Source organism: Marisediminitalea sp. (assembly GCF_984433645.1).
In genome coordinates, this window is the sequence record NZ_CFIDRX010000056.1 from 1 (window position 1) to 23,716 (window position 23,716).

The following is a 23,716-nucleotide window of genomic DNA, read 5'->3' on the forward strand; positions in this document are numbered from 1 at the left end:
TGGAGTGGTCCAGCGGGCCTGAAGGCAGCCGTTTGTCGACTTCCGCGGGATGCATTAATGAGAAATTCCGCCCGGCTAACTGACTGTTAATCACCTGACGTAACAGCGGCCCCGCCACCTGCTCTTCCGTGTTGTTGCTGAATGGTAAGATGGCGATACTGGTTGGAATTTCCCGTTTGTCACCGCTGGTCCCGGTATTGTTCTCAACAGAACTACTGGCGGAACGCTGCGGCTGACCAATTGAAATAGAGTCCTTGGTACTGACAGAACAGCCTGCCAGCAGAGTAATCACTGCACCGAACGTAAGGCGCGTTAACAGCTGATTCATGATTCAGGTTCTCCTTGTGATTCACCACGCTCAGACGGGTAAAGTGATTCGTCGGGTGGAAACAGGCCGTTACCTTGTGGGCGTTTGCCCGACTTGTCACTGGCAGGCTGACCGCCTTGTAGTAACCAGTGTTGACGTAACTGCTGAGTGAGCCCATTTACTTCAAACAGTAAATTATTCAGCAGAGCCTGTGTTTCAGGTAGCTCGCTCACTGTAGGTTCAATGTTGCTGGCTATCTTGTCGATACTTTTAATTAGCGCACTGGACTGTTCAGCAACATCGGTAAACGCGCCCATGTTGTCGGTCAGTGTCGTTTGCCCGTTTTGCAACGTGGACTCCATGACCTTCATGGTCTGCTGCATCTGCGCCAGCACCGCAGGTAATTGCTGACTGGCGTCATTCATACTTTCGGTCAGTGTGGCCACATTTTCCAGACTCCGTGTCAGGCTGTCCTGATTATTGCTGACATTGCTCACTATCGCATCGAGATTGATCAGAATGTCTGCCACCTTCTGCGACAGGGCCTGAATGTCCCACTCTTCCATCAGTGTTTTAAGGGATTTTGGCTCAGAGGCCGTAAGCGTGGCGCCATTACCAAGCGGCGCGCCCGTGCCGGGAATAAACGCGATGCCGGCTCCGGACAGAACATTGTCTATATCCAGTGTTGAGTCGATTTTAAGCTGACTGCCTTCGCGATACAGCGACTGATATTCAGTTTGCATGGACAGTGTTAAGGCAACATCGCCCTGGGCAGTCAGCCCGATTGACTCAATTCGCCCCACATTGACGCCATTAAGTCTGACGGGTGAGCCTTTGCTTAATCCATAGGACGAAGACAGCACTGCCTCAAAAGTTAACTGCTTGCCTTGCGCTTGCCGCGTATCTTCAAATAACAGCCAGCCGCCCAGTACAATAGCGACCACCACAAATAAACCAAGCACAGTATCCTGAGCGCGGGAAGACAGTGATTGTGATGGCGCAAAACTCATTGTATTGGCTCCAATTTACCCCCGGTAATGGCCAGGGTACGGTCAGCAAAGTCCGTGCGGTCGCCGACCGTCGTCGTCATTAATACGGAGTACCCCTGCGACTGCTGCTCTGTCAGCAATACGTTCAACATGTTCTCACGCATTTCAAATGACATCCCGCTTTGCACTTCATCCAATAATAACAGTTTGGGGCGAAATACCATTGCCCGCAACAAATTCATCATACGGGTTTGTACATCATTTAGCTGATGCGGCTCTAACTGCAACAGCGACTGGATTTGCAGCGCCTCTGCCAGCGGTTCAATGCGCTGCGCAATGGCTTTTTTAGACATGTCAGTATGGTACAACAGCGGAAACGCAATATTGTTGTAATTGGTAAAAATACTGAGCAAGCCGCCTGCTTCAAACGCCATACAGGTCGCACCGAAACGCGCTTGCTCGGTCATGTCCTTCATAGCCAGCCCGTCCACCACAACATGTCCGCGGTCAGGAGTCAGTAAACCCGCGGCGAGTTTTAACAGGCTTGAGCCGCCATCCAAAACGCCGGTTTGCACACAGACAATTTCCGCCGGTTTCAGATGCAGATTCAGCCCTTGGAAAATGGCTTTATCGGCAAACTGCAAGGTGATGTCGTCGAGCTTTAATCGCATCATAAGTACACCAAATACGACAAGCCGATGTTCAGCACAAAAAAGGCAAACAACTGAAACGTGTTGGAATTAGAGATCGCGCGGGATACATCGGTAAACCGGTCTTCGACATGGTAGCCAAAATACAAACTCGCCAGACCGATCAAGCATCCGCCCACCATGGCTTTCGCCATACTTACCGCCACTTCTACAACCGTAAGTTGCTGTAACAGCGCACGAATATAATCCACTAGCGTAATACCACCCTCGTGATACAACTCGATCATGGCAAACGACGTTAATACACAAATCATGTTGAAGTAGAAAAACATCAGCATGAGCGATACCGGAAAGGCAAAGAACACTGGCAACAGAAACACCAGCGCCGGGCTCATATGTACCGCAGAAAGTGCATCGAACTGACGGTATAACTGCATTTGCCCGACTTCCGCGGTGACCGCAGATGCCGAACGGGCAATAAGGATAATGCCAGAAATCAATGGGCCAATTTCACGGTTCACCACAATATTAAAAAACTGCGCGTAGTAATCGATAAACTGTGTGTTGTTGGGGATTACCGCATAGGCTTTCGACATTACAAAAATGCCCAGCAGCATTGCAATAATCGTATTAATTGACGCGGCTCTTAGCCCTGAATTATACAGTTGACGTTTGAACAGCAACCAAAAAATACGACGCCGTTGCGGTTTGAGCAACTGAGGACAGGTATTGATAGCCAGTCCAAGCAAGCCAATGATGCCGATAAATACACTGCCAGAACGTCGGGCGCGCAGGCCGATTTTACTGAGCATGTAGCACATCCTGACGCCACTGACGAACCTGACGGGCTTTCTGCGCTTCACCAAGCTGACTTAACAGCAATGAAGCTCTGGCGGCGAGCATCTCTGCCTGTGCTGTTTGCCCCTTGTCTGCCGCAATCCGGGCGAGCAAATAGTAGGTATCTGCCACATTGTGTTGTGCGCCGTACTGTTCAAACAGCGTTAACGCTTTTTTCAATGCCGCCTCGTGGCTGAAATGCTTGCCACTGACATAACACTGGAGCGCTAATGGCTCGCTTGCTTCAGTGACATTCAGGCAATCTTCCAATCGGGCCGACAGCAACTGCTGATAATACGGCTTGTCATCCGGCAATAGTGCTTTTGCTTTGTCGTGATAGGCCGTGTCGCGGGTCAGAAAATACAGTGCCATATTGGCCTGAGCCTGGTCGGAGGCATTGTTCTGAATCAGCGCAACATCGAGGTAATCTTCACAATCTATTGTGTTACCACCAACAGCGACACTGCGCTGACACAATCGCCACAGTGCCGACGACATCAGTTCCAAATCACCGCTTTCGAAGGCTTTGCTCGCAACAGCTCGCATGGCATAAGGTGAAAAATTCGGATCAGCGGCGAGCGCATTAAAAGACTGCGCCGTAGTGAGTGGCGGAGGTGCACTGGCGCAACTGGCTAACAACACCAACGCGCACAGCAAACTAGTCTTTGTGGTAGCCCGCTTCATAACTTAGCCTCACCATACGTGTCAGGGTATGCAGGTTGTCCTCAGTATTCACATAGCGGTTTAGCATGCGGTTAATCTCTTCATGCGCCATGTGCTGCTGCATAAACTCGATACTTTTACGCAACGGCTTCAGCTCGTTGGTTGAAAGCTGGATTTCCAGCAAATCCACGAAGTCGTCGTAATCGCCTTTCAAAAAGAGTTTGCGGCTGCGGCGCATAAAGTTCCAGTCGGAAAACTTACGCAGGTACTTGGACATAACCGTACCTAACGCAAAAGCCAGAGCCATTGCCAACAAATCAAACAGCTTATCCAGAGTAAGCTCTTCCAGTTGCTGGGCTTTTTCGCTCACTGAAGCGTTCGATATGGCGCGAATTACTTCAATTCGCTTGGCGGCGGTGGGGCTGAGCGGATTAATTTCCAATGCTTGCATGTAAGCTTGTTCCGCTAATGCCATTTGCTTATTTTCGTAAAGCGCATCACCGTACAGAATGAGCAGAATATCGTTACCGGGAAATTGTTGATTTGCATTCTTGAGCAGCTCAATGGCGTTAACAATTTCCCCTTTGTCGATAAGGATCTGTGCTTCAACAATGGCGACTTTGGGTGAGGCCAGCTCCTGAGCCATTGCCATCGCTGGCAGGCTCAGTACGCAAATGACTAACCAAACGCAAAGCCGTCTGATCACCTGGCCACCACTATCATTACTTCGGCATTACCCAATGCTTTCAGCAAGGTTTGCTGGGACTTGAGTAACGCGACAGCCTGGTCAGAAATCACCAGATCAGAATTACGAGATTTGTATATACCTTCGGCAGGAATGATAAATGGCTTAACGGCTATACGCGCATTGCGAACCGCATCACCTACATCAAAGTCGTAGGAAACCGGTCGGCTACTGATATTTCCCTCAGCCAAATCGTTTGAGTTGGGGTAAATAATGTCACCTTTTGCGTTGCGGATACGCGGAATTGTCGCCAGTTCAAAAGCACTAATCTGGCTTGCATCAATCAGTACACCGGTAAAGTTGCTGTTGCTTTCATAAAACTCAATTTGCTGTTCGAGCTGTGTAATCACCTGTTGTTGAGGCTGAGCTTTTAGCAATTTCGTGATGTTTTTTACCAGTTCCAGCTGATTTGGATTATCGATAACCAGGACCTGCTGCGTACTATCGCTGGCCATTGCCTGAGGAAACAGGGTCAATCGCGGCATACGGATATTGGCTGTCGTTGCCAATACCCAGTCAACGGGCGCCTGATACCAGGCTGTTGTGTTCATGCCCGTTTTCGCTGCATGCGGGGCGATCATTTGAATAAAACGGCCATCCATCGACATGGTCATTGTGACGGTAGCAATGTCATTTTGATAGTGATCTGCAGTCATGGCTGCGCCTTTGATCATCGCCTCCAGACTGGTTTTCACCGTGTCGCTCTGTGTTACCATCTGCTCAACAACGGTTTCCGATGTTACGCGCACACCGCGGATCATCTCGGCAAGGTTCCGATAAGCGTCAAGCTGCGCAGCGCGGCGGGCTAGTAACCGCTGCTTCACCAGCGGTACATCGTCAGGCGCGACGCCGTAACCATACGCAGAAATTACCCCTGTTGACCAGTTTATCTGGCCGCCAGGCTGCTGTTGTACGACCTCGTCGGCTTGTGCAGCACTGAAAAAGATGGCACTGCACAGTGCAAATAGATAAAGAGCGGCGCTTGAAGATTTTTTCATGTTGTTGACTCGCTATGCGTCAAATTGCTTGTATTTTTCCATCCGGGTCACCACCTTCTTCAGGTAGTTCCGGGTTTCTTGTGCGGGTAAATGTGCCAGCAGGAAATCGTACACCTCGTCAGGGGCCATTTGGTTTATTGCTTTGACTGCTGCACTGATACTTTTCTTACCGGTAAAGGTTTTGGCCACATTGCCCACACCCGTGTTGTAGCTGGCAACAGCGCAATAAAACCGCACCGTTGGATCACTGATTTTGCGTAAATACCGGTGCGTTAATAAGTGAAAATACGCTGAGCCGAGTTTGAGATTATTTTCTTCGTTAAACAGGTAGTCTGCGCTGACAATTTTCTTTTCGCCGTGCACAAACAAGTGCGCATCTAAGCCGGCTGTTTTCGGTACCAACTGCATTAATCCGAACGCAGGTATCGGTGAAACCGCTCTGGGATTAAAGCTCGATTCTGTTTCAATGATGGCCATGATCACGGATACCGGCACGTCATATTGTTTGGCATACGCTTTTATTTCATTGAAGTACTGGCCAAACAACTTTTCCTGATAATCATTAACAAACGCAATGCGCAGTTGCAGACGCGTCTGACCGTCTTCTTCCACCACATCTACAACGGGCATAACTGCAGCTGGCGCGGCTTGCTCAACGGTTTCAGCTGGCGCTTGCTGACTACTAATTACAGCTGTCTGTGTTTGCCGAGATGACGGTTGTTCGGGCTTCGCAGGATCTGACTCCATGGTCGGCGCAACCGCGTCGCGTTTAACTCTATCGGGCTTGTTGCCCCCACCCACTGACTTAACCGGACCAGCAATGGCGGTGATTGCACTGAGCTGCTTCGTTTTTGTTTCTGGCTCGGGAGCAGCAAGGGCCTGCTGCTCTGCTTCGACTTCTGCCATCCTGACCGCCAACTGCTCATTCAGGTCGGCCAGTTGAGTATCGATTTTAATGGGGAGAACGGTTTGGATGGAAGACTCTGTAGACGGAATCACTTCACTGGACGCTTCTGTGACTTCCGCCACTTCTTTGATGACAGCTTCGCGCAGCACATCCTGGGCATCCAGCTGCTCGGGAGTCGCCGTCGCAATTGAACTGGACATCGCCATAAGTTCGGCGAGCTTTTCCTGAATGTCAGCACCAGGTTCAATGATCGTTTCTACAACCAGCTCGCCTTTGTCAAAGTCCGCAATCGCGCGGCTCGACATCGAAGCATTGTAAGTAACCCAGCGATGGCGGTCAGGCAGAGCACCATCGGGCCACTTTACCTCGATGCGTTTTGTAAGACCTTTAAACGCGCGGTCAATAGCTTGGTCAACGGCATCGTAAATGTCGTCTATGCGTTGGGCCTGAGTATTGAATTCCAGATCCATTTGGGCGCTGATGTCGTCAAAATCATCAACCGACTGTGCCGAAACCGGACTTGTGACCGCAAGTACCAGGAAAAATAACGAAACGAGGCGTTTAGTATTGTTTAGCCGCATTGCTAATGGCCTCTAAACTTTCCCTTTGTTTACAGACGTCCGCTTCATTGGTTAAACAAATCCCCAATGTCACTTCGGCTACCCAGGTTCCTTCTGATTCATAGACTTTTTCGTCGACGACCACCGTACCCTGCAACCAGGTTTTCACCCGGGTAGCGATGATATCGCTGCGCACCTCGTATTCTTCTACGGTTGATCCTGCGCGAATCTCTATGCCTTTAACCTGTTCAGATAATTGTCGCTGTGCGTCCAGCTGCGCGGCACGTTTGGCCAACATGCGGGCCTGGGCATTGGTTTTCGCCATGGCCGGATCAATCGTTCCAAAACCCAGTGCGGTGACAACGCCAGGAGGTGTGTCTGCCTGAGCCATACCACAACACGCGAGTACAGCAACAAGCGCTAACAATTTACGCTTCATTGTTTAATACCTTTCTGTTTAAGTACTTCGTCATAAACGCTGTTTACCAGGTCAATTTCGACCCCTTCACGCACCGAATCCATGAGTTGATCAACGACATCTACTTTAAACGCCCCCGACAATAAAAACTGACGAATACTGAGCAGTTCACGTTTACAGGCGATAGGTGCATGAGCGATGGTTGAATCGATAGAATTGACCTTTAAGTACAGCTTCGCTTTCGCAACGACACAGGCTCTGTAATTGTCGCGTAATGAGCCTAGTTCTTTTGATTCACTGACTTTTTTGATGGCCGATAACTCGTTGGCAGTAGTCGATGCACTGCTCACACATAACATGCCCAGTAACACAGCGGTGGCAATGCCAGGATATTTCCTTGGAGCATTCATTTATTGGCCTCCTTCGGGCACAGCTGTGGTGGAGATTTCCACCGATGAAGAGGTAGTACCTTCTAATTCGTCTGTATCAACAGCGCTGATGCGGTAACAATAACTACGGCCGCCAGAGACATCCGCATCCACGTAGGATGTGTTTTTCACGCTGGCCAGTTTTCTGACGCTGCTACAACTGGAACCTCGGTAAACCTGATAATAATAAATGTCAGACTCGGGATTTGCTTGCCATTGCAATACGACATTCGGCACAGATTCAGACGCTACGACGTTTTCAACCCGCGTCGGAACAGGCTTGGTTTCAGCAACAACGGAATCTGACGTTGGACCGATAGCATCATAACGATTATAGGCCACGATTCGATATTCGTACTGTGTACCGTCTTTTAACTTCTTAAAGAAATTACCTTCATCTACAAACCTGCCACTGGTACGACTGTCGATGGTTTCCAGTAAATCAAAGTCATTGCCGTCTTTGCGGTAAATTTTATACCCCTTCACATCAGCATCCATTAACGGCACCCAGCTTAAAGTGACTTTTTTGACTTCACCGCTGGCGGCCTGGAATCGCGACGGAGGTTGGGGAACAGGCTTTGTTGTTGCGCTCACGATATTTGATTGCTCTGTTTCGGTATCGCCATCGAGCGCAGTAAGGGCATATTCATAGGTAACACCGTCGGCCAGATTGCGTCGGTCATCATCACTGAACTGTGTAATAGAAGGCGTAGTAATGTTTTTAACCAGCTTCCAGCCATTGCTGCCTTGCAAGCGACGATAAAGTCGATAGCCATCTATATTGCGGTGCTGACTCCACGATAAATCCGTGCGACGCAACTCCCCGTCTCTCGCGACTTGCAGCGCAATGGCATCGGGACTTTTTGCTACGGCGTAATCAGAAGGGTCGCTTAGCAGGCCATCTTTGTCTTCGGCAACAACGTAATAAGCGGTTTGCGCATAGGGTTTTAAATCGCTGTCGATAAATGCAGATTCACTGGCAGGCACCGACGCAATTTGCTGCCAGTTGCCATTATTCCAGCGACGATATAAACGGTATTGCTTAATATCGACCTCATTGGATGGTTGCCAGCTAACGGTAATCTGGCTGTCTTCTACGGTCAGTGTCGGACTGCTTGCCTGATCCGGTCTCGGTTTAGTTTTTGCGGTTTGCGTCTGAGAAACCACACCGACACCGCCGAACTTATTGGTCGCCACAACCAGATAGTGGTATTCCTCCCCGTCCAGTAGCGGCTCACTATTATCGACACCATCTACAAATTGGGTTTTGCTCTTACCGCTGACATCTGCCAACTCTTCAAGCATGGTGTCAGGAGTCAATGCGTCCTGAGTTCTGAAAATCCGATAACCCGTCACATCATTATCAGGCACTTCTGACCAGTACAGATGCACAGATTTCACTCCACCGGATACCGTAAATTCGGCCGGGGCTGGTAGCTTTTTAGTGGTCTTTTGCACCGTGTTGGTGTACGCCGACTCTGATAACCTGTCGAATAAGGTAATTGCGTATTCGTAAGACACGCCGTCGCTGAGTGCCTTCGTATCGGTATACTGGCCACCGTGACCTGAGGCGGCTTCGCCAACGACACGCCAGTCATCGGCGCCTGTTTCGCGGCGGTAAACCTTAATACCGTATTCATTGGCAACTGGCTGCCACGATAGACGGACTTCACGAGTTAACACTGCGTCGTCAACACTCAGCGTAACAGACGGCGCACTCGTTATTTGAACCGGTGACGACTTAGCACTTTCTTTACCGCTGGCGGTTACCGTTGTGACCGCAAATTCATACTGCGTATCGGCTTCAAGGATATTAACAGCAGTAACGGAATAATTAATTTTGCCCGTATCTTCAACCTTTACCGCCAGTTGCCAACTGCCGCCGGTTTCGCGGTAATAAACCTGATAGGCTGCGGTTTTTTCTTTGTTCGCTATCGAGGGTACAAAGTCCAGAGAGACGCCATTTACAAATACCTGATGAGACAAAATAGCCGGTGCAGTAACGTCCGTTGCAACTTCCGTTTTAGAGATACTGGCCCTGGCCAACATGCCGCCGTCCACTTCTTCACCCGTTTCAAGGATAATGTCCAGACGATAAAAATATGTGCCGCTTTGTGGCACACGTGTATCAACGTATTTGGGCTCTGTGGTGCTTTCCACAAATTCAAAAGGACCCGTAGCAGACTCGCCGCGATACAGGTTGTAGTAAAAAACAGGTCCTAACTCGGTGGTTTTCCATTCAAGCACCACCTGTTCACCTTGGGCGGTTCCGCGGAATTCGGTTAATGCCGATGCGGCGCTTGACGATTCAGGCTTTAGAGATTGCGCTTTGCGAATACGTCGCTCCAGTGACGCGACGATCTCAGAGGCTCTTGAAACCAGATCCCCCTGGGTCAGGAAACTTTCCTGCCAGATGGCAGCTTCCCGGGAATTACTGACATCGACGAGTTTAAAGTCGACGATAATGGTGGCACGCTTAATATCGATTGTGCCGGTAAGAATGAAATTGACCCCTAAGTCATTGCCGTAGCTAATAACCTGATCGGTATCAGCGACTTGCGCTCCGCCAATTCTGTAGAGGCCTTCTTCCATTTGACGACGGGATAACAGCTGGTAGGTTTGCGTCCTTTCCAGCTCTTTACGCATCGAAAATAACAGGTCACCGTCCAGCCCGATAGCATCGATACTGGCTGGCGTTAGATTAAACAACGCCAGGCTGGTTTTTCCCTGAACCACCGCTGGTATGCATAGCATAACCAGCACAAGTAACCTGTTAACTACTCCGCGCATATCCCTCGCCTACTACTTAGTTTTTAAACTGATAGGTATCGATAATTTGCTCAACATACCCGTCAATTTTCGATGAAATCGGTGAATTGATATTAGACTTCACTTTTTCATCAAACATGGCATTGATAAATTGCTCTAATGCAGCGATCGGTTCTTTACGTCTTAACAGGAACTCTTCGCCTTGTTCAAAGTAACCCACTTCGCGGTTACGCAATGGCTGCAGCACTTTACGCGACAGGTCCTCAACTACCTGGTCTGCCATCAGCTGCAACATTTCAGTATCGGTTGCAATTTCCAGCGGATCATAAGGTACGTTCGCATCTTTCACGCCGTCGTTACCTTCATCTTCTTTCACCAGGCGTGAGCGGATGGTGTCAACGCTAACGTTCTGGCCTGTAGAGACATCAACGATACGGTAGGAAATTTCGATGAAGCCCACTTTTTTGGCTTTCGTAACGGTGTACTCTTTCTCCGCATATACCGGCACCATGATTTTTGCTTGTGGTGCAGATTGCAGTTCGTCTTTCTTCGGATTCGGATTCAGTGCTTTCCAGTTCAGGAAGTCAATGTTGTCCTGGATTTCCTGGCCCACCTGATAACGCACGGTTTCAGCACTCTCAGAACGAGTCTGATCGACTTTAAATAACAGTACAGAACCCATGATAGCAACGTCGATACCGTATAAGCGGCCCATTTCCTTGGCAGTGTCCTCGGAAACTACACCAATCTGGCCCAACTTCATCTCTTCCAGAATCGACTTCAGGTTTTCACGCTCAAGGATATTGATGTCTTTACTTGCGTTGTTGAACAGGTTTGAGATCAACTTACCGGCAATCAAGCCACCCGCATCCATGTTGTAAGACGGGCTCTTAAAGTCGAACACCGCAATGGATTTAATAACACGCTCACGGATCTTGTCCTGCACGTCACGGGATTTTTCGAACAAACCTTCCATTAATGGATCAAGCTTGCCGATTAACTCATACATGTACCAAGCAACGCCGTAGTTACCGTTATCCATGTACTCAATAGCAATATCCTCGGCGCGCGATACAACCGCATTACGAAGGGCTGCAGCGCGAGGCGGTAGCGCACCACCCGTTGCTTCATCAATTTCAATTGACAGTTTAACGGCACGGGCAATGTAACCTTGCTGTAGCAGACGTGTGCCTTCCAACACTTTTTCGTCGACTTGCTTCTCGACTGCAGTCACTTTCCAGGTGCGGCAGTCCTGGTCATCACCAGACATAGCCAGTACCTTGTCACACGCAAATTCAACCAGCGACCAATTTTGAATATCGACAGACTCAGCGGCTAAGTTCTTGAAGAACACAGGGGTGTTTTTCGAGTCCGCATCGGCAGCCATTTTCTTGGCAATCGCATTAGTCGGATCCAGCATACTGGCCTTACGCGCTGCCAACTTTGCATCTTCGAACTCGTAATTAACAAAGGCTTTTTTAGCCTGTAACAGATAGTCGCGGGTACCTTCTGTCTTGATTCTTGAGGCTAAAGGCACGGAGGCTTCAAAGTTTGGATACAGCTTTTGTACTTGTTGCAGTGTCAGATTGGCGCGTACCCAGTCCTGCCGGTCAATTAACGCCAGCGCTTCAGAGTATTTTTCTTTTACTTCATCAATCAGCGCTGTGCGTGACGTACTAATTTTGGCTTCTAGCTCACCAATAGCCGGTAAGGTTGGCGAAAACTGCTTAGCTTCGTTTACCAGTGACTCGGCTTTATCAATGGCGTTAATGTCAACGCTCGCCGCATTCAACAGTGCCTGTGCCTGACCCAATAAGTCCTGAGAGGCTTTTAAGCGCATGTTGCTCAGCTGTGCAGCATACTGCTTATTGTCAGGCTCTTTGGCGATGGCTTGTTGCAAGTACGCAATGGCTTCTGCGTAATTGCCAGCTGCCGCCAGTTGTTGAGATACGTCAAACTCTTTCTTTCCCTTGCCCGTTGATTGACACCCTGCTAGGGCTGACAATACCAGAGCGGCCAGTACATACCGTCTCATTGTTTATCCTCAAACTTTGGTTGCGGTGATTTTATTTCCAGACACGCCAAGAATTGTCATTTTGTGACGCTGGGCTACCTGACTCGCCAACAGCTCTTCATAAAGCTGCTCGGTCCACCCTTTGTAACTAATAACCAGGTGGGCTACACCATTGGCGATTGTTGATACTTCAATTTGTTGCACTGCCGGCATGGCATCCTGGAGCGCCGCTTTCATTTGATTGGCGATATCCAGTGACTCTACACCTTCAATATCTAAGAAAATGTTGCGCGCCTGAACCTGTTCCAGGTGCCAGAACTTGATAAGCTGCTTGCGAAGCTGTGGCCATTCCTTGCGAATAATATCGGCTGACAGCTTGCTGAAAATACTGTTTGATTTTACGCCGGGTTTACTCGCGCTTTTCACGCCAGCGGCCAATACCTGATTGTCACCAACGCGCGTCACCTTCATACCCAGCGTCAGCTCATTGGCGTTAATCTTCATACCCTGGAATTCATCAGGTTTGATCTGCGCATCAACGGTCAGATTTACCGCGAAACCAGCATAGACAGGCTCTGATTCGTCGAATACCTGGAAGCCATCGCGCAATAAACGCTCCACCATTTCATTACGCACGTTTTGCGCGACTACGAGGTTTTCCGATGCGTCATCAATGACCACGGTAATACGCGGCATTTTTGTCCAGCCCATAGAGGCCTGAATCTGAGCGACTTTATCGACAAGCGCATTTACCCGAACGTCTGCCTGGATAACCACTTCGTACACCCCGTTATCGCCAGGGCCGTCGTACATGATTTTATATTCGTCGATTTGGCCAGCCGTGCTGGAATAGATTTGGTCTTTACCGAGGAGGTAATTGTTGACGTCGGTACGAGAGCGAACGAAGGTACCTACAACTTGTTCAACCGCCGCCCGCTTGGCGTTTTCAAGCGCGACTTTCCGCGCTTCCACCATGTTGTCTTCGGTTAACTCACTGATTCCCTTTGCTTCAACCAGCTTTGCAGCTGCTGATGAGCTTACTCCGACGCTAATTAAAGCGCAGAGCGTGAATGCGATGCGAAAAATACGTCTTACGCTTCCATTGCACACTGACATGGTGTCTCCAAATACCAACTATACGACGACAAGTAGTAAATATAATCCAATTGTCGAGTTATTGCACTAATGCTTCCCGCTCATCGCAGTTTATCCAGAATTCACCCTTAATGTCTTCTGTTAATGTGGTTTTTTTTGCTTTTTTACGGATTTTTAACTCTGTTTGTAGAAAATCATTTACACCTGCAGACTGATTATTAGGATTAACTGTTCCTACCTGTTGCCAAATTGCATCGCTTATCCACAAAACACTAAAATTTTACGTGTATAAATCCAACAAAGGTTTATTATCATTATTGAATATAATAATTTCTTGGAAACGGTTGCAGTCTGGTACTTCCGGCCAGCACGCTGTAGTTACCGCTTAACACACTGAAAGGAAACAGGCATGCAAAGTGATTCCACTGGCATCTGGTATTTTGAATGTCCGGCAGCCGAACTGGAAAGCTACTTATTGTCATTGCAACGTCGGTCGGTTATTTACCCCGATGAATGCGAGTTTCTGATTCAGCATCTGAATGAGCTTGAAGTAAAATCCGAGCAGAATACGCATGGCGTAGCGCCGTTGTGCCATCGTTGTGTCACGCTGATTCAAAAAGGTGACTTGGTGGAAATTGTGATCAACCGGAAGCAGGAAAAGATCGATCACGTAACGCAGTTGCCGTTGCGTGTGTCTCTTTTGAGACAGATCGAAATCTGGTACCAAAAGCGCCCCGATGCTATCACCGGTATCTGTCTGGTTGAACTCGATGGATTCAGCAACATCAATGATACCGTAGGCCATGCAACCGGCGACTCTATTTTATTCGAAATCGCCCGTCGTCTTGAGCGTTACGAAGCCCACAGGTTTAAATTAGTCAGATTACATGGTGACGAATTCGCGCTGGCCGTTACCAAAATGGAAAGTCACGAAGAAATCTGGGACGTATCCAAATGGATTGCCGACCAATTTGAAGCGCCGTTTAGTACACAGAAAGGCGCGGTATTTCTGACCCCGTCAATCGGCATGTCGCTGAATATCAATACCACTGGCGATCCGGTATCGCTGCTCGAATCTGCCTACATTGCGTTGAATCACGCCAAAAGCGACCCGTTAGCAAAGGAAAAATTGTTTAACCCACAGCAGGAAAAAAACCTGACTCGCCAGGTGTTGCTTGAGTCACAGTTAAACCAGGCGCTGGATGATGAAACCGATCTTGAGATTTGGTATCAGCCTAAACAAAACCTGCATTCGATGGAGATCAACGGCTTAGAGGCTCTCATACGCTGGCGACATCCGGTTGATGGCTTGATCTCACCGGCAGAATTTATTCCACTTGCCGAGCGCACCGGGTTAATTTGTGAAGTAACCGACTTTGTGGTCAAACAAGTGTGCCAGGACCTTCCGGTTCTTCGCAAACAGGGCTTTGAAGGGAAAATTTCGATCAATATTTCGGCCAACGATTTTTTACGGCCAAATCTGGTTCAGGCGCTGTTGGATATCATTGCAGAATCTGAGGTCAGCACGTCAGATATCGAACTGGAGATTACAGAAGGCGCGTTCATCAGTGACTTCAATCACTGCATTTTACTGCTAAATTCTCTACGAGAAGCCGGTTTCGCCCTTTCTATAGATGATTTCGGCACCGGTTACAGCTCGCTAAGCTATCTCACCCGCTTACCCGTCGACACCGTTAAGATCGACATGAGCTTTGTTCGCGAACTTGCGCATTCCCCGCAGGCAGAGAAAATCTATAAAGGCATGATCGATATCTGCAAGGCGCTGAAGTTCAAGGTACTCGCGGAAGGGGTTGACCAAGACGAACAACGCACCATTCTCCAGCAAATTGGTTGCGACAGTATTCAGGGGTATTTACTTAGCAAGCCCCTCGCACTGGACAAACTGCTTGGCTATTTGAACACCGCAGAATAACCGGCGACCGCGCCGCATTTTCACAAATAAAATACATTGGCATTACAGTCTTACTACAATGCGTAAAGCTGCCGTACCAATAATATTTCTCCTCCGGGGCCGAACCGGTTGCCCCCGTGTTTTCGCCCCTAGGTGGCAGTATAATATCCGCGTATTTAACGCGGTCTTATTCATGGCGAGTCTTCTTTCAGCACCAGAATTTGACCGGCCACCGTGATTTTGACTTCAATAACTATACGCATTAGGCCTATGAAAAACGCATCACACAGTGTTTTCGAAGATGTTTTCGCATTACTTTGCGCAGGATTGTTCGTCGCGTTTGGTATCTTTTTGTTTCAATCTCAGGAACTGATGGTTGGCGGTGCCGCTGGACTGGCATTACTCAGTACCTATGTATTTCCGGTCGAATTCGGCTTGTTGTTTTTTCTCATCAACCTGCCCTTTTACTATCTTGCGTGGCGCCAAATCAGCAAGCGCTTCATGGTGAATACCTTCATTTCGGTAACCACGGTGTCACTGTTTTCTGAATGGGTGCCTCAGTTTGTTGACCTGTCTCGCATAGACCCCATTTTTGCCGCTGTGTTTGGTGGTATTCTGATAGGGGTGGGCATGCTTATTATGTTCCGGCACAGCTCTAGCCTTGGCGGCCTTGGAATACTGGCTTTTTACCTGCAAAGTCGCTTCAACATTCGCGCAGGCACATTTCAGCTGTGCGTTGATACGGTAATTCTGAGCATCTCATTTTTGTTTATCGACGCCTATCTGGTACTGATTTCTATCCTGGCCGCACTCTGTCTTAATATGGTGATTTCACTGAATCATCGGCCTGAGCGCTACTCCTTGCCACAGTCTGTAAAACCGGTGGAGTCCAGCGCCGATATCGACACCAACGCAGATGATGTTGACCATCTGCACCCTCAAAACGGTTAGGTATTCGCTGCTATATGGCCGACGGATGTTATTTTAATACCGCGGCCTGTTCAGCCTGAACGCACACCTGAAACGCATTTTTTGCGCGAGCGTAGTGCATTGCGCCCCATTCAGCAGACTGTGCTGGTTCCACTAGACGCTGTTGCACGGAATCAGAAAGAAATGGCGTCCATTTGTTCGCCAATCCACCCAAGCACACCAGATAAATCGACGGATTCGTCAGCGCCTTATGTGCCAGTGCATCAAGATACTCTGCGCCAGTCTGTACGATGTGTTTTGCCGCAGTGTCGTGTTGCGCCAGTGCAAACATCGACGGTGCCAGCTGCGCAAATTCCCCCGGCTGAGCCTGATTGAGCCGTTCGACAATGTCGGTAGCAGACTGGCACTGATAAAACCCAGTCACCATGTCATAAATCCCTTTCGCGTCGGCAATACCATCTGCATGTAATAAAGCCTGCTGAACCGCCTGGCGGCCCAACCATGCCCCACTCCCCTGATCACCTAACTGAAAACCATAGCCACCAATTTGATGCACTGCATACCCGCTGGCTGACGTGGAAAGCGTCGCAGCACATGACCCAGTTCCTGTGATCATTACAGCGCCGTCTTTGCCAGCATGCGCCCCCAGTAAAGCAATTTGCAAATCCGAGGTAAATACGAAATCACCAAACGGATGCCGCCACTGCGTTAACAATGTTTGTGAGGAAGGCAGAAACGCACCGGCCAAACCAGCGCAAACGGTAAGTGACTGGCACACATCATCAAACACCAACCCTGCCTGAGCGACTGCGGCCTTAACCGCATCCAGCATGGACTCGAGCGCGAGGTGCTGGTAGCGGGCAATGTTAGCAGGCCCGCCTAACCCGTCGGCTAGCGCTTCGCCCTGTGCATCATACAAAACAGCCCGGCATTTCGTGCCGCCACCATCAATACCTACCCAAAAGAGTTGTTTACTTTTGTTCATGCTGTTAACCCAACACGATGTCCAATAACATCATTACAACGAAGCCTATAATCAAACTGAATGTGGCAATATTCTGATTGCCGTTTTGGTGCGTCTCGGGAATGATTTCATCTGAAATGATGAACAACATTGCGCCCGCAGAAAATGCCAGCGCCCAAGGCATAAACACCTCTGCGCCCGATACAGCAACCGCGCCCAACAATCCGCCAACAGGCTCAACCAACCCACTGGCGATACCAATCGCCGCAGATTTAGTTCGGCTATACCCTACCGACATTAAGGCTACCGACACCGCCAGGCCTTCCGGCACATTTTGAATACCGATCCCCAACGCAAGCGACAAGCCATTGGCCATTTCCCCGCCGGCAAATCCCACCCCAACCGCAAGACCTTCCGGAAAATTGTGTAAGGTGATGGCTATAACGAACAGCCAGATACGGGCTAACTGCTTGTCTGACGCACCATCGCGCCCTGATACAAAATGTTCGTGCGGCACGGTCTGGTGAATAAAGAATAATAAAAACGCCCCCACCAACACACCCGCGCCAGCGACCAAAGCACCGGCAATGTCACTTGCATACAAAGCCGTTCCGTACTCTATTGACGGTAACAACAACGAAAAAAACGTCGCTGCCAGCATGATGCCCGCGGCCAGGCTCAACAACCCGTCTTCCAGCCGCCTCGACAGCGACTGAATAAAAAACACACCCAGGCTGCCCAGCGCGGTTCCCACACTGGCGCATGCACTGGCGATAAACCCGGCTAAGACAATACTGGACGAGTCCATGCTCAGGGGTTATCCCTTGCAGCCTGTTCCACCGTCCTCGGCACCCGGGTCGATACACGTGTCGTTAACTCATAGCTTATGGTGCCTGCACATTGCGCGACTTCATCTACAGGTAATTGTCGGCCCCACAGCTCAACTGTGTCTTGTAACGCTACGTCCGGGATATCGGTCACATCGATAGTGATCATGTCCATCGACACACGTCCCACCAACGGGGCCCGATGCCCTCTAATAACGACCGGCGTGCCCGTTGGGCAGTGGCGCGGATAACCGTCTGCATAACCAATTCCCACTGTGGCAATAACGCTGTCCCGCGGCGCTTTCCAGGACTGACTGTAGCCCACCGACTCACCTTTTTTGACATTATGCAGTCCGATCACTTCAGCTTGTAACGTCATTGCAGCCTGCAGTTCTAATTGCGCAGCGGTTTTGTTCGCCAGTGGCGAGGCACCATACATCCCAATCCCCAGGCGACACCACGCCCCCCATTGATCCGGATGCGTAAGCGTAGCTGCAGAATTGGCAACACATACAGGCAAATTGGTCGCAGCCGCAATTCGATTAAACGCGTCGAACTGTGCCGTGTTAAATGGATTATCCGGCTCATCGGCACAGGCGAAGTGCGTAACCAACACACAGGGCTGTTCCGTTAACCACTCATGCGAGGCCAGTAGCGCAATAGCATCATCGACCGAAAAACCCAGTCTGTGCATGCCAGAGTCAACTTTCAACCAGACTTCTGGTCTTTGCGACACAGGCAATGTCGTTAGCCAGTCGAGCTGAACGCTATTGTGCACCACCAAAATGCTATTTGACGCTTTCGCCATCTGACAGTCCTGCATATCATGTGGCCCCTCAAGCACCACCACAGGCTGCGTGATCCCAGCATCTCGCAGCGGACGCACCTCATCGCAAATTGCCACAGCAAAGCATGTACACAAATCACTTAACGCCGTGGCGACTGTTACCGCACCATGACCATAGGCGTCCGCTTTGATCACGGCTATCGCACGGCTTGGCAACGACGGTTGCAGCCTGGCAAAGTTATGCTGTAATGCCTGAGGATGAATAATGGCGCGGGTTTGTCTGCTCAACGACGTCGCTCTCAGTAATGAACACAAATCCTACAATACACTGACTAAATTAATTAATAAATTCTTAATTTGAAATGTTCGCAGAATAATATATTCTAGACTTATATTCTGGGAAATAAACACATGAAATATTTCCCGCTGAAGGAATAACACTGGTGCAGAAAACGCGGTTTGCTGCATCCTAACTTAGCTTGCCCATGACCACAAAGTGATTACATGCTAACCCAATATACCAGCATCGATTTATTGCTCTTTGCCCTCTACGGCTTATTGCTCGCAGTGAGCGGCTGGTATTTTAATCGAAAAGCCGCCACTACGAGCGATTATTTTCTGGGTGGCAACGCCATGCCCATCTGGATGGTAGCCATATCGGTGCTGGCAACATCCCAGTCGGCGGCAACCTTTTTAGGTGGGCCCGACCAGGGATACCGGGGAAACCTGACCTATTTGGCCACCAACCTCGGCGCTTTCATTGCCGCTTTTTTTGTTGCCCGGTTTCTTATTCCCCGTTTTTACGCGCTAAACGTCTATACCGTTTACGAGCTGCTTGAAAATCGCTTTGGTGAATCAGCCAAGCAGCAGGCCGGACTCATGTATCTATTCGGCCGCGTATTTGCCAGTGGTGCCCGGTTGTACATGGCAGCTTTGGCGGTTGCCATGATCCTGTTTGGCAATATCGACGCATCGAGTGTGATATCTGCCACATTGCTCATCAGCATCATAGGCTTAGTATATAGCGTCTACGGCGGGATTCGCACCGTAATTTACAGTGATGTAATGCAAGCGATCACTTATGTCGGTGCGGCTGTTGCCGTGATTATCGCGCTTTGGTTGGCCATTCCTGCCGATTTCAACACGGTGATTCAGGCGCTGCAATCTCCTGCAGATGGCCCATCAAAGCTTTTACTATTCGACACTCGTACTGACTTTAGCCCGGGCGGTGTCTTTACCCTGCTGTCGGTATTTACCGGTTTCGTGCTGCTGAATATAGCGGCCTTTGGTCTGGACCAGGACATGACGCAACGCGTATTAACCTGTAAGAATGCGCAGGAAGGTGCGAAAGCCATGCTGCTCTCGGTCGTGATGGTGATACCCGTTATGCTGTTATTTATCATCATTGGTTTGCTGCTGTACATTTACTATCAGCGGCCGGATATTATGAGCATGAGCAGTGGCGCACCTGTACCTGAGTTTGCCGGCGAGCCGGTTACCATATTCATGTATTATGTTCTGACCGATTTACCTGCAGGTCTCAAGGGGTTAGTTACTATAGGTATTCTGGCCGCTGCGCTGTCTACATTGAATTCTGGTCTGAATTCGATGTCCAGCGTATTGATTCAGGATTTGTACCGGCCGTGGAAATTAAAACGGCACGCATCTTGTGCAGAAGAGCACTTTGTTAGCGCAGGCCGCATCGCAATGGCCTTTGTTGCGCTGGCATTAGCGCTCATGGCTTGTTTGTGCTATTACTGGCAACAGTATTCAGATACGCCCTTGTTGCAGTTTGCGCTAGGCGTAATGGTTTTCTCATACAGCGGACTACTTGGCGTGTACTTCGTCACGCTATTTACCCAACGGGGAAGCCCGGCCTCGGTACTGGCAGCACTGATTGTTGGTTTTATCATCCCACTGCTGCTACAACCTTATATAATGGAATGGTATTTGCCTGAATCTTTACAGTTTTCACTGGGATTCACGTGGCAACTCGTTATTGGCACACTGATTGCCGGTGTAGTGTGTGCCATCGGACAGCAAACGTCCGGTAAAACTTGGCAGGAGGCCAGCGTACAATGTTAAGTACGAACGGTATTTTTTGTTTCGGACAGGCGCAAGCAAGCGTTAATAATTATGCTCATGACTAAAAACAATTCAGCAACCCTACTGGAACAACTCAATAAGATTGTCTCTGAAGGTCGCAACCCGACAACAATGGATATTGACCTGTTGCCCACAATCTCCATTCTGGAAAAGATCAATCAGGAAGATGCAGGCGTAGCAGACGCGGTCCGCAAAACCATCCCCCATATCGCCAAAGCGGTTGATGCCATTGTGCCTCGTCTACAGGAAGGTGGGCGCTTGATTTATTTGGGCGCGGGGACCAGTGGCCGTCTTGGTATTTTAGACGCAGTAGAATGCAGACCGACGTTCAGCGTTTCAGAATCACTAGTGATTGGCATTATTGCAGGTGGCGACGGTGCAATTAAGAATGCCATAGAGGGTGCTGAGGACGATAGCGCTCAGGGTGTGGCCGACCTGAAGGCCATTCAATTTAACCATAACGATGTGCTCGTGGCACTGTCTGCCAGCGGGAGAACGCCTTATGCCATTGCCGCGCTGGAATATGCCAATGAATTGGGGGCCGTCTCAGTTACCGTTACCTGTAACCCCGGCTCACCCATGATGGACTGCGCGCAAATAGGCATCTGTCCCGTCGTCGGCCCGGAGTGCATTACCGGTTCAACGCGAATGAAATCAGGGACAGCACAAAAGCTGGTACTGAATATGCTCAGCACGGCCAGTATGATTCGCTTGGGCAAAACCTATGAGAACCTGATGGTCGATGTAAATGCGACCAATCAGAAATTAAAAGCGCGTGCCATTCGCATTGTGATGCAAGCCACGGATTGCGCTGAACAGGAAGCCAGCGAAGCGCTTACAGCTGCGAATAATCACGCCAAGTTAGCGATTTTAATGATCCTGACAGGCCTGGATGCAAAGCGAGCAGAAGCGATATTGACGGAAAATAACGGTTTCTTACGTCAAGCGGTTCAGGCTCAGAGCTAGTTATTACAGACCATGAGGGAAGCATGAAAGGACGAGTGCAGTTAATTGTCGTCACACTACTGACTGTACTGGTTAGTTTCAGTTCTCAGGCCATCATTGTCGGCGCAGAGCAACCTGCGGCCTACCTGCCACTATTACAAGGCAAACAGGTTGGTCTGGTGGTCAATCAAACCAGCCGGGTCAGAGACCAGCACCTGGTAGATTTTTTACTCTCACAGCATATAAGCATTACATCGGTATTCGCGCCGGAGCATGGCTTTCGCGGCAACGCGGGGGCCGGTGAAACCATTAGCGATGGGACCGATGCCAAAACTGGCCTGCCTATACGATCTTTGTACGGCAAAACCAAGAAGCCAACGCCAGCAATGTTGGCCGGTATTGATATACTGGTTTTTGATATTCAGGATGTCGGAGCCCGTTTTTATACCTACATCAGCACCTTACACTATGTGATGGAAGCAGCCGCTGAGCAGGGTATTGCCGTATTGGTACTGGACAGGCCAAATCCGAACGGGCGCTTTGTTGACGGCCCCGTACTGGATTTAGCATTTCAGTCTTTTGTGGGCATGCACCCTATCCCGCTGTTACACGGCATGACGGTAGGGGAACTGGCGCTGATGATCCGTGGCGAACAGTGGATAAATAGCGCACAGGCCTTGTCGTTAACCGTAGTGCCTGTCTTTGAGTACCGCAAAACCGACCGCTACGTATTGCCCGTTCCCCCCAGCCCGAATTTACCCAACGAGCAGGCAATCCGGTTATATCCCTCTTTATGTCTGTTTGAAGCCACCGAGATCAGCGTAGGACGTGGCACTCCCTGGCCGTTCCAGGTTATCGGACACCCGGATGTCGCACTCGGGGAATTTGTCTTTACACCAGTATCCATGCCCGAAAGCGCCCCAAACCCCAAGCACCAGGACATGCAGTTACGAGGTATGGACCTGACTGGCAGTACTATGGAAGGCTTTGATATTTCGCTGTTACTTGCCGCGATTCAGGCTTTTAAAGAAAGCGATACACCACTGATCGACCGCGCGCGATTTTTCGATTTACTTAGCGGTACCGATTCACTGAGAAAACAGTTAAGCAAAGGCGATTCCCTGCAAGCCATCCGCGCTAGCTGGCAGCCTGCATTAGCAGAGTATCAACTACGCCGGCAGCCTTACTTGCTGTACCCCCTTAACTAACACTTTTTGTCATACACACTATGAGCAAATCTGCCCGCCTGTTAATTGCCGGTTTATGTTTGTTATTGCTGGCGAGCGCCTGGCTGTGGCATTTGTTTGCAACCAGCCCTTATTTTTCGGCAAAACACTCACCAACTGTGCAACAAGATGCGCAGCCACTTACACCAGAAATAAAGTCAGGTGCACCCGCAGAGAACAACACTACCGCTGGCGTCTATGAACAGCCGCAACATAATGCCGTGGAAGGGGGCGGCTCATTTGTCTTACTCACTGCCCCTGTCTGGCAATTTTCAGATAATTTTAGCTCTCATGTTACGGCACTCGTTACTGCCGCATCCGAAGGTGACATTAACGCCTTATACGTGCTGGGAATGAATCTGCAGTTTTGTTACTACGCGCCCAGCACACCAAAGCAGCTCGATGAAGCATTACAACAAGCGTCATCATTTAGTGACGTGTCTGCGGCTACAGCCCGTATAGAACATCGCTACGCCTACTGCGAAGGCACACAGCATCAGATTAATAAGGGTTACTATGACTATCTGGACGAGGCGGCCGATAAAGGGCATGTGTTTGCTCAGCATGCGATCAGCAGGCTTACCGTCGACAGGTATATGGATTCGCAAGGGTTTACCTCTTTGCCCAGAGACGACTTTA

Annotated in this window: 22 protein-coding genes; 6 read left to right on the forward strand and 16 right to left on the reverse strand. The window is 49.6% G+C overall.

What is annotated here, in order from left to right:
• The 13 genes from AC4MRN_RS09205 to AC4MRN_RS09265 all read right to left on the reverse strand — a co-directional run.
• On the reverse strand, window positions 1-328 hold a 328-nt coding region (locus AC4MRN_RS09205), incomplete at its 3' end, for a hypothetical protein (RefSeq protein ID WP_491203103.1).
• On the reverse strand, window positions 325-1,317 hold the full coding sequence (locus AC4MRN_RS09210) for an MlaD family protein (protein WP_491203104.1): 993 nt from the start codon (window positions 1,315-1,317) through the stop codon (window positions 325-327). The genes AC4MRN_RS09205 and AC4MRN_RS09210, both read right to left, overlap by 4 nt.
• Window positions 1,314-1,970 carry an ATP-binding cassette domain-containing protein gene (locus AC4MRN_RS09215; protein ID WP_073324410.1) on the reverse strand — a complete coding sequence of 219 codons (657 nt, stop codon included), beginning with the start codon at window positions 1,968-1,970 and terminating at the stop codon, window positions 1,314-1,316. Before AC4MRN_RS09215 ends, AC4MRN_RS09210 begins: the two co-directional genes overlap by 4 nt.
• Entirely contained in the window at window positions 1,967-2,758 is a 792-nt protein-coding gene (locus AC4MRN_RS09220; RefSeq protein ID WP_073324409.1) for an MlaE family ABC transporter permease, read from the reverse strand. Before AC4MRN_RS09220 ends, AC4MRN_RS09215 begins: the two co-directional genes overlap by 4 nt.
• Window positions 2,748-3,467 (reverse strand): hypothetical protein, encoded by a 720-nt coding sequence (locus AC4MRN_RS09225; protein WP_139241614.1) that lies wholly within the window; start codon window positions 3,465-3,467, stop codon window positions 2,748-2,750. The genes AC4MRN_RS09220 and AC4MRN_RS09225 overlap by 11 nt, the downstream gene beginning before the upstream one ends.
• Window positions 3,442-4,152, reverse strand: a complete 711-nt coding sequence (locus AC4MRN_RS09230; RefSeq protein WP_139241613.1) for a tetratricopeptide repeat protein — start codon at window positions 4,150-4,152, stop codon at window positions 3,442-3,444. Before AC4MRN_RS09230 ends, AC4MRN_RS09225 begins: the two co-directional genes overlap by 26 nt.
• Entirely contained in the window at window positions 4,149-5,189 is a 1,041-nt protein-coding gene (locus tag AC4MRN_RS09235) for an LPP20 family lipoprotein (RefSeq protein ID WP_155013541.1), read from the reverse strand. Before AC4MRN_RS09235 ends, AC4MRN_RS09230 begins: the two co-directional genes overlap by 4 nt.
• A gap of 12 nt (window positions 5,190-5,201) precedes the next feature.
• The gene (locus AC4MRN_RS09240; RefSeq protein ID WP_491203105.1) at window positions 5,202-6,677 is read right to left on the reverse strand and encodes a transglycosylase SLT domain-containing protein; all 1,476 of its coding nucleotides are present in this window, start codon (window positions 6,675-6,677) and stop codon (window positions 5,202-5,204) included.
• Window positions 6,658-7,095, reverse strand: a complete 438-nt coding sequence (locus AC4MRN_RS09245) for an LPP20 family lipoprotein (RefSeq protein ID WP_073324404.1) — start codon at window positions 7,093-7,095, stop codon at window positions 6,658-6,660. The genes AC4MRN_RS09240 and AC4MRN_RS09245 overlap by 20 nt, the downstream gene beginning before the upstream one ends.
• On the reverse strand, window positions 7,092-7,484 hold the full coding sequence (locus tag AC4MRN_RS09250; protein WP_073324403.1) for a hypothetical protein: 393 nt from the start codon (window positions 7,482-7,484) through the stop codon (window positions 7,092-7,094). Before AC4MRN_RS09250 ends, AC4MRN_RS09245 begins: the two co-directional genes overlap by 4 nt.
• Entirely contained in the window at window positions 7,485-10,292 is a 2,808-nt protein-coding gene (locus AC4MRN_RS09255; RefSeq protein ID WP_491203106.1) for a fibronectin type III domain-containing protein, read from the reverse strand.
• A 16-nt stretch (window positions 10,293-10,308) separates the two neighbouring features.
• Window positions 10,309-12,306: a CsgG/HfaB family protein gene (locus AC4MRN_RS09260; protein ID WP_073324401.1), complete on the reverse strand. Its 1,998-nt coding sequence runs from the start codon at window positions 12,304-12,306 to the stop codon at window positions 10,309-10,311.
• 9 nt (window positions 12,307-12,315) lie between these two features.
• Window positions 12,316-13,401 (reverse strand): hypothetical protein, encoded by a 1,086-nt coding sequence (locus AC4MRN_RS09265; RefSeq protein ID WP_155013536.1) that lies wholly within the window; start codon window positions 13,399-13,401, stop codon window positions 12,316-12,318.
• 388 nt (window positions 13,402-13,789) lie between these two features.
• Between AC4MRN_RS09265 and AC4MRN_RS09270 the strand changes: the two genes are divergently transcribed.
• Together AC4MRN_RS09270 and AC4MRN_RS09275 are read left to right on the forward strand one after the other, a co-directional pair.
• Window positions 13,790-15,313 carry a putative bifunctional diguanylate cyclase/phosphodiesterase gene (locus tag AC4MRN_RS09270; protein ID WP_491203107.1) on the forward strand — a complete coding sequence of 508 codons (1,524 nt, stop codon included), beginning with the start codon at window positions 13,790-13,792 and terminating at the stop codon, window positions 15,311-15,313.
• A 249-nt stretch (window positions 15,314-15,562) separates the two neighbouring features.
• Window positions 15,563-16,243 carry a YitT family protein gene (locus tag AC4MRN_RS09275; RefSeq protein ID WP_073324398.1) on the forward strand — a complete coding sequence of 227 codons (681 nt, stop codon included), beginning with the start codon at window positions 15,563-15,565 and terminating at the stop codon, window positions 16,241-16,243.
• A 28-nt stretch (window positions 16,244-16,271) separates the two neighbouring features.
• On the opposite strand, the gene AC4MRN_RS09280 is transcribed toward AC4MRN_RS09275, so the two are convergent.
• Genes AC4MRN_RS09280 through alr form a run of 3 tightly spaced genes read right to left on the reverse strand, consistent with a single transcriptional unit; the run spans window position 16,272 to window position 19,088 of the window.
• Window positions 16,272-17,207, reverse strand: a complete 936-nt coding sequence (locus AC4MRN_RS09280) for a glucosamine kinase nucleotide-binding domain-containing protein (protein ID WP_491203108.1) — start codon at window positions 17,205-17,207, stop codon at window positions 16,272-16,274.
• 4 nt (window positions 17,208-17,211) lie between these two features.
• On the reverse strand, window positions 17,212-17,994 hold the full coding sequence (locus AC4MRN_RS09285) for a ZIP family metal transporter (RefSeq protein WP_155013533.1): 783 nt from the start codon (window positions 17,992-17,994) through the stop codon (window positions 17,212-17,214).
• A 2-nt stretch (window positions 17,995-17,996) separates the two neighbouring features.
• Window positions 17,997-19,088, reverse strand: coding sequence for an alanine racemase (gene alr, locus AC4MRN_RS09290; protein WP_491203109.1), 1,092 nt, complete (start codon window positions 19,086-19,088; stop codon window positions 17,997-17,999).
• Window positions 19,089-19,304: 216 nt separating this feature from the next.
• On the opposite strand from alr, the gene AC4MRN_RS09295 reads away from it, so the two are divergent.
• The 4 genes from AC4MRN_RS09295 to AC4MRN_RS09310 all read left to right on the forward strand — a co-directional run.
• Complete coding sequence (locus AC4MRN_RS09295; protein ID WP_491203110.1) at window positions 19,305-20,885, forward strand: sodium:solute symporter; 1,581 nt, start codon at window positions 19,305-19,307, stop codon at window positions 20,883-20,885.
• A gap of 57 nt (window positions 20,886-20,942) precedes the next feature.
• Window positions 20,943-21,872, forward strand: coding sequence for an N-acetylmuramic acid 6-phosphate etherase (gene murQ / locus AC4MRN_RS09300; protein WP_370239893.1), 930 nt, complete (start codon window positions 20,943-20,945; stop codon window positions 21,870-21,872).
• A gap of 23 nt (window positions 21,873-21,895) precedes the next feature.
• Entirely contained in the window at window positions 21,896-23,059 is a 1,164-nt protein-coding gene (locus AC4MRN_RS09305) for an exo-beta-N-acetylmuramidase NamZ family protein (protein ID WP_491203111.1), read from the forward strand.
• Between the two features lie 20 nt (window positions 23,060-23,079).
• The coding region (locus tag AC4MRN_RS09310; RefSeq protein ID WP_491203112.1) for a hypothetical protein at window positions 23,080-23,716 on the forward strand (637 nt) is incomplete at its 3' end.

Bases quoted from the DNA above. Each gene is read 5' to 3' on its own strand.
- AC4MRN_RS09280 (WP_491203108.1), bottom strand. From the start codon at position 17,207: ATGAACAAAAGTAAACAACTCTTTTGGGTAGGTATTGATGGTGGCGGC.
- AC4MRN_RS09265 (WP_155013536.1), bottom strand. From the start codon at position 13,401: ATGTCAGTGTGCAATGGAAGCGTAAGACGTATTTTTCGCATCGCATTC.
- AC4MRN_RS09220 (WP_073324409.1), bottom strand. From the start codon at position 2,758: ATGCTCAGTAAAATCGGCCTGCGCGCCCGACGTTCTGGCAGTGTATTT.
- AC4MRN_RS09275 (WP_073324398.1), top strand. From the start codon at position 15,563: ATGAAAAACGCATCACACAGTGTTTTCGAAGATGTTTTCGCATTACTT.
- murQ (WP_370239893.1), top strand. From the start codon at position 20,943: ATGACTAAAAACAATTCAGCAACCCTACTGGAACAACTCAATAAGATT.
- AC4MRN_RS09260 (WP_073324401.1), bottom strand. From the start codon at position 12,306: ATGAGACGGTATGTACTGGCCGCTCTGGTATTGTCAGCCCTAGCAGGG.
- AC4MRN_RS09255 (WP_491203106.1), bottom strand. From the start codon at position 10,292: ATGCGCGGAGTAGTTAACAGGTTACTTGTGCTGGTTATGCTATGCATA.
- AC4MRN_RS09270 (WP_491203107.1), top strand. From the start codon at position 13,790: ATGCAAAGTGATTCCACTGGCATCTGGTATTTTGAATGTCCGGCAGCC.
- AC4MRN_RS09285 (WP_155013533.1), bottom strand. From the start codon at position 17,994: ATGGACTCGTCCAGTATTGTCTTAGCCGGGTTTATCGCCAGTGCATGC.
- AC4MRN_RS09240 (WP_491203105.1), bottom strand. From the start codon at position 6,677: ATGCGGCTAAACAATACTAAACGCCTCGTTTCGTTATTTTTCCTGGTA.
- AC4MRN_RS09295 (WP_491203110.1), top strand. From the start codon at position 19,305: ATGCTAACCCAATATACCAGCATCGATTTATTGCTCTTTGCCCTCTAC.
- AC4MRN_RS09245 (WP_073324404.1), bottom strand. From the start codon at position 7,095: ATGAAGCGTAAATTGTTAGCGCTTGTTGCTGTACTCGCGTGTTGTGGT.
- AC4MRN_RS09305 (WP_491203111.1), top strand. From the start codon at position 21,896: ATGAAAGGACGAGTGCAGTTAATTGTCGTCACACTACTGACTGTACTG.
- AC4MRN_RS09225 (WP_139241614.1), bottom strand. From the start codon at position 3,467: ATGAAGCGGGCTACCACAAAGACTAGTTTGCTGTGCGCGTTGGTGTTG.
- AC4MRN_RS09210 (WP_491203104.1), bottom strand. From the start codon at position 1,317: ATGAGTTTTGCGCCATCACAATCACTGTCTTCCCGCGCTCAGGATACT.
- AC4MRN_RS09215 (WP_073324410.1), bottom strand. From the start codon at position 1,970: ATGATGCGATTAAAGCTCGACGACATCACCTTGCAGTTTGCCGATAAA.
- AC4MRN_RS09250 (WP_073324403.1), bottom strand. From the start codon at position 7,484: ATGAATGCTCCAAGGAAATATCCTGGCATTGCCACCGCTGTGTTACTG.
- AC4MRN_RS09235 (WP_155013541.1), bottom strand. From the start codon at position 5,189: ATGAAAAAATCTTCAAGCGCCGCTCTTTATCTATTTGCACTGTGCAGT.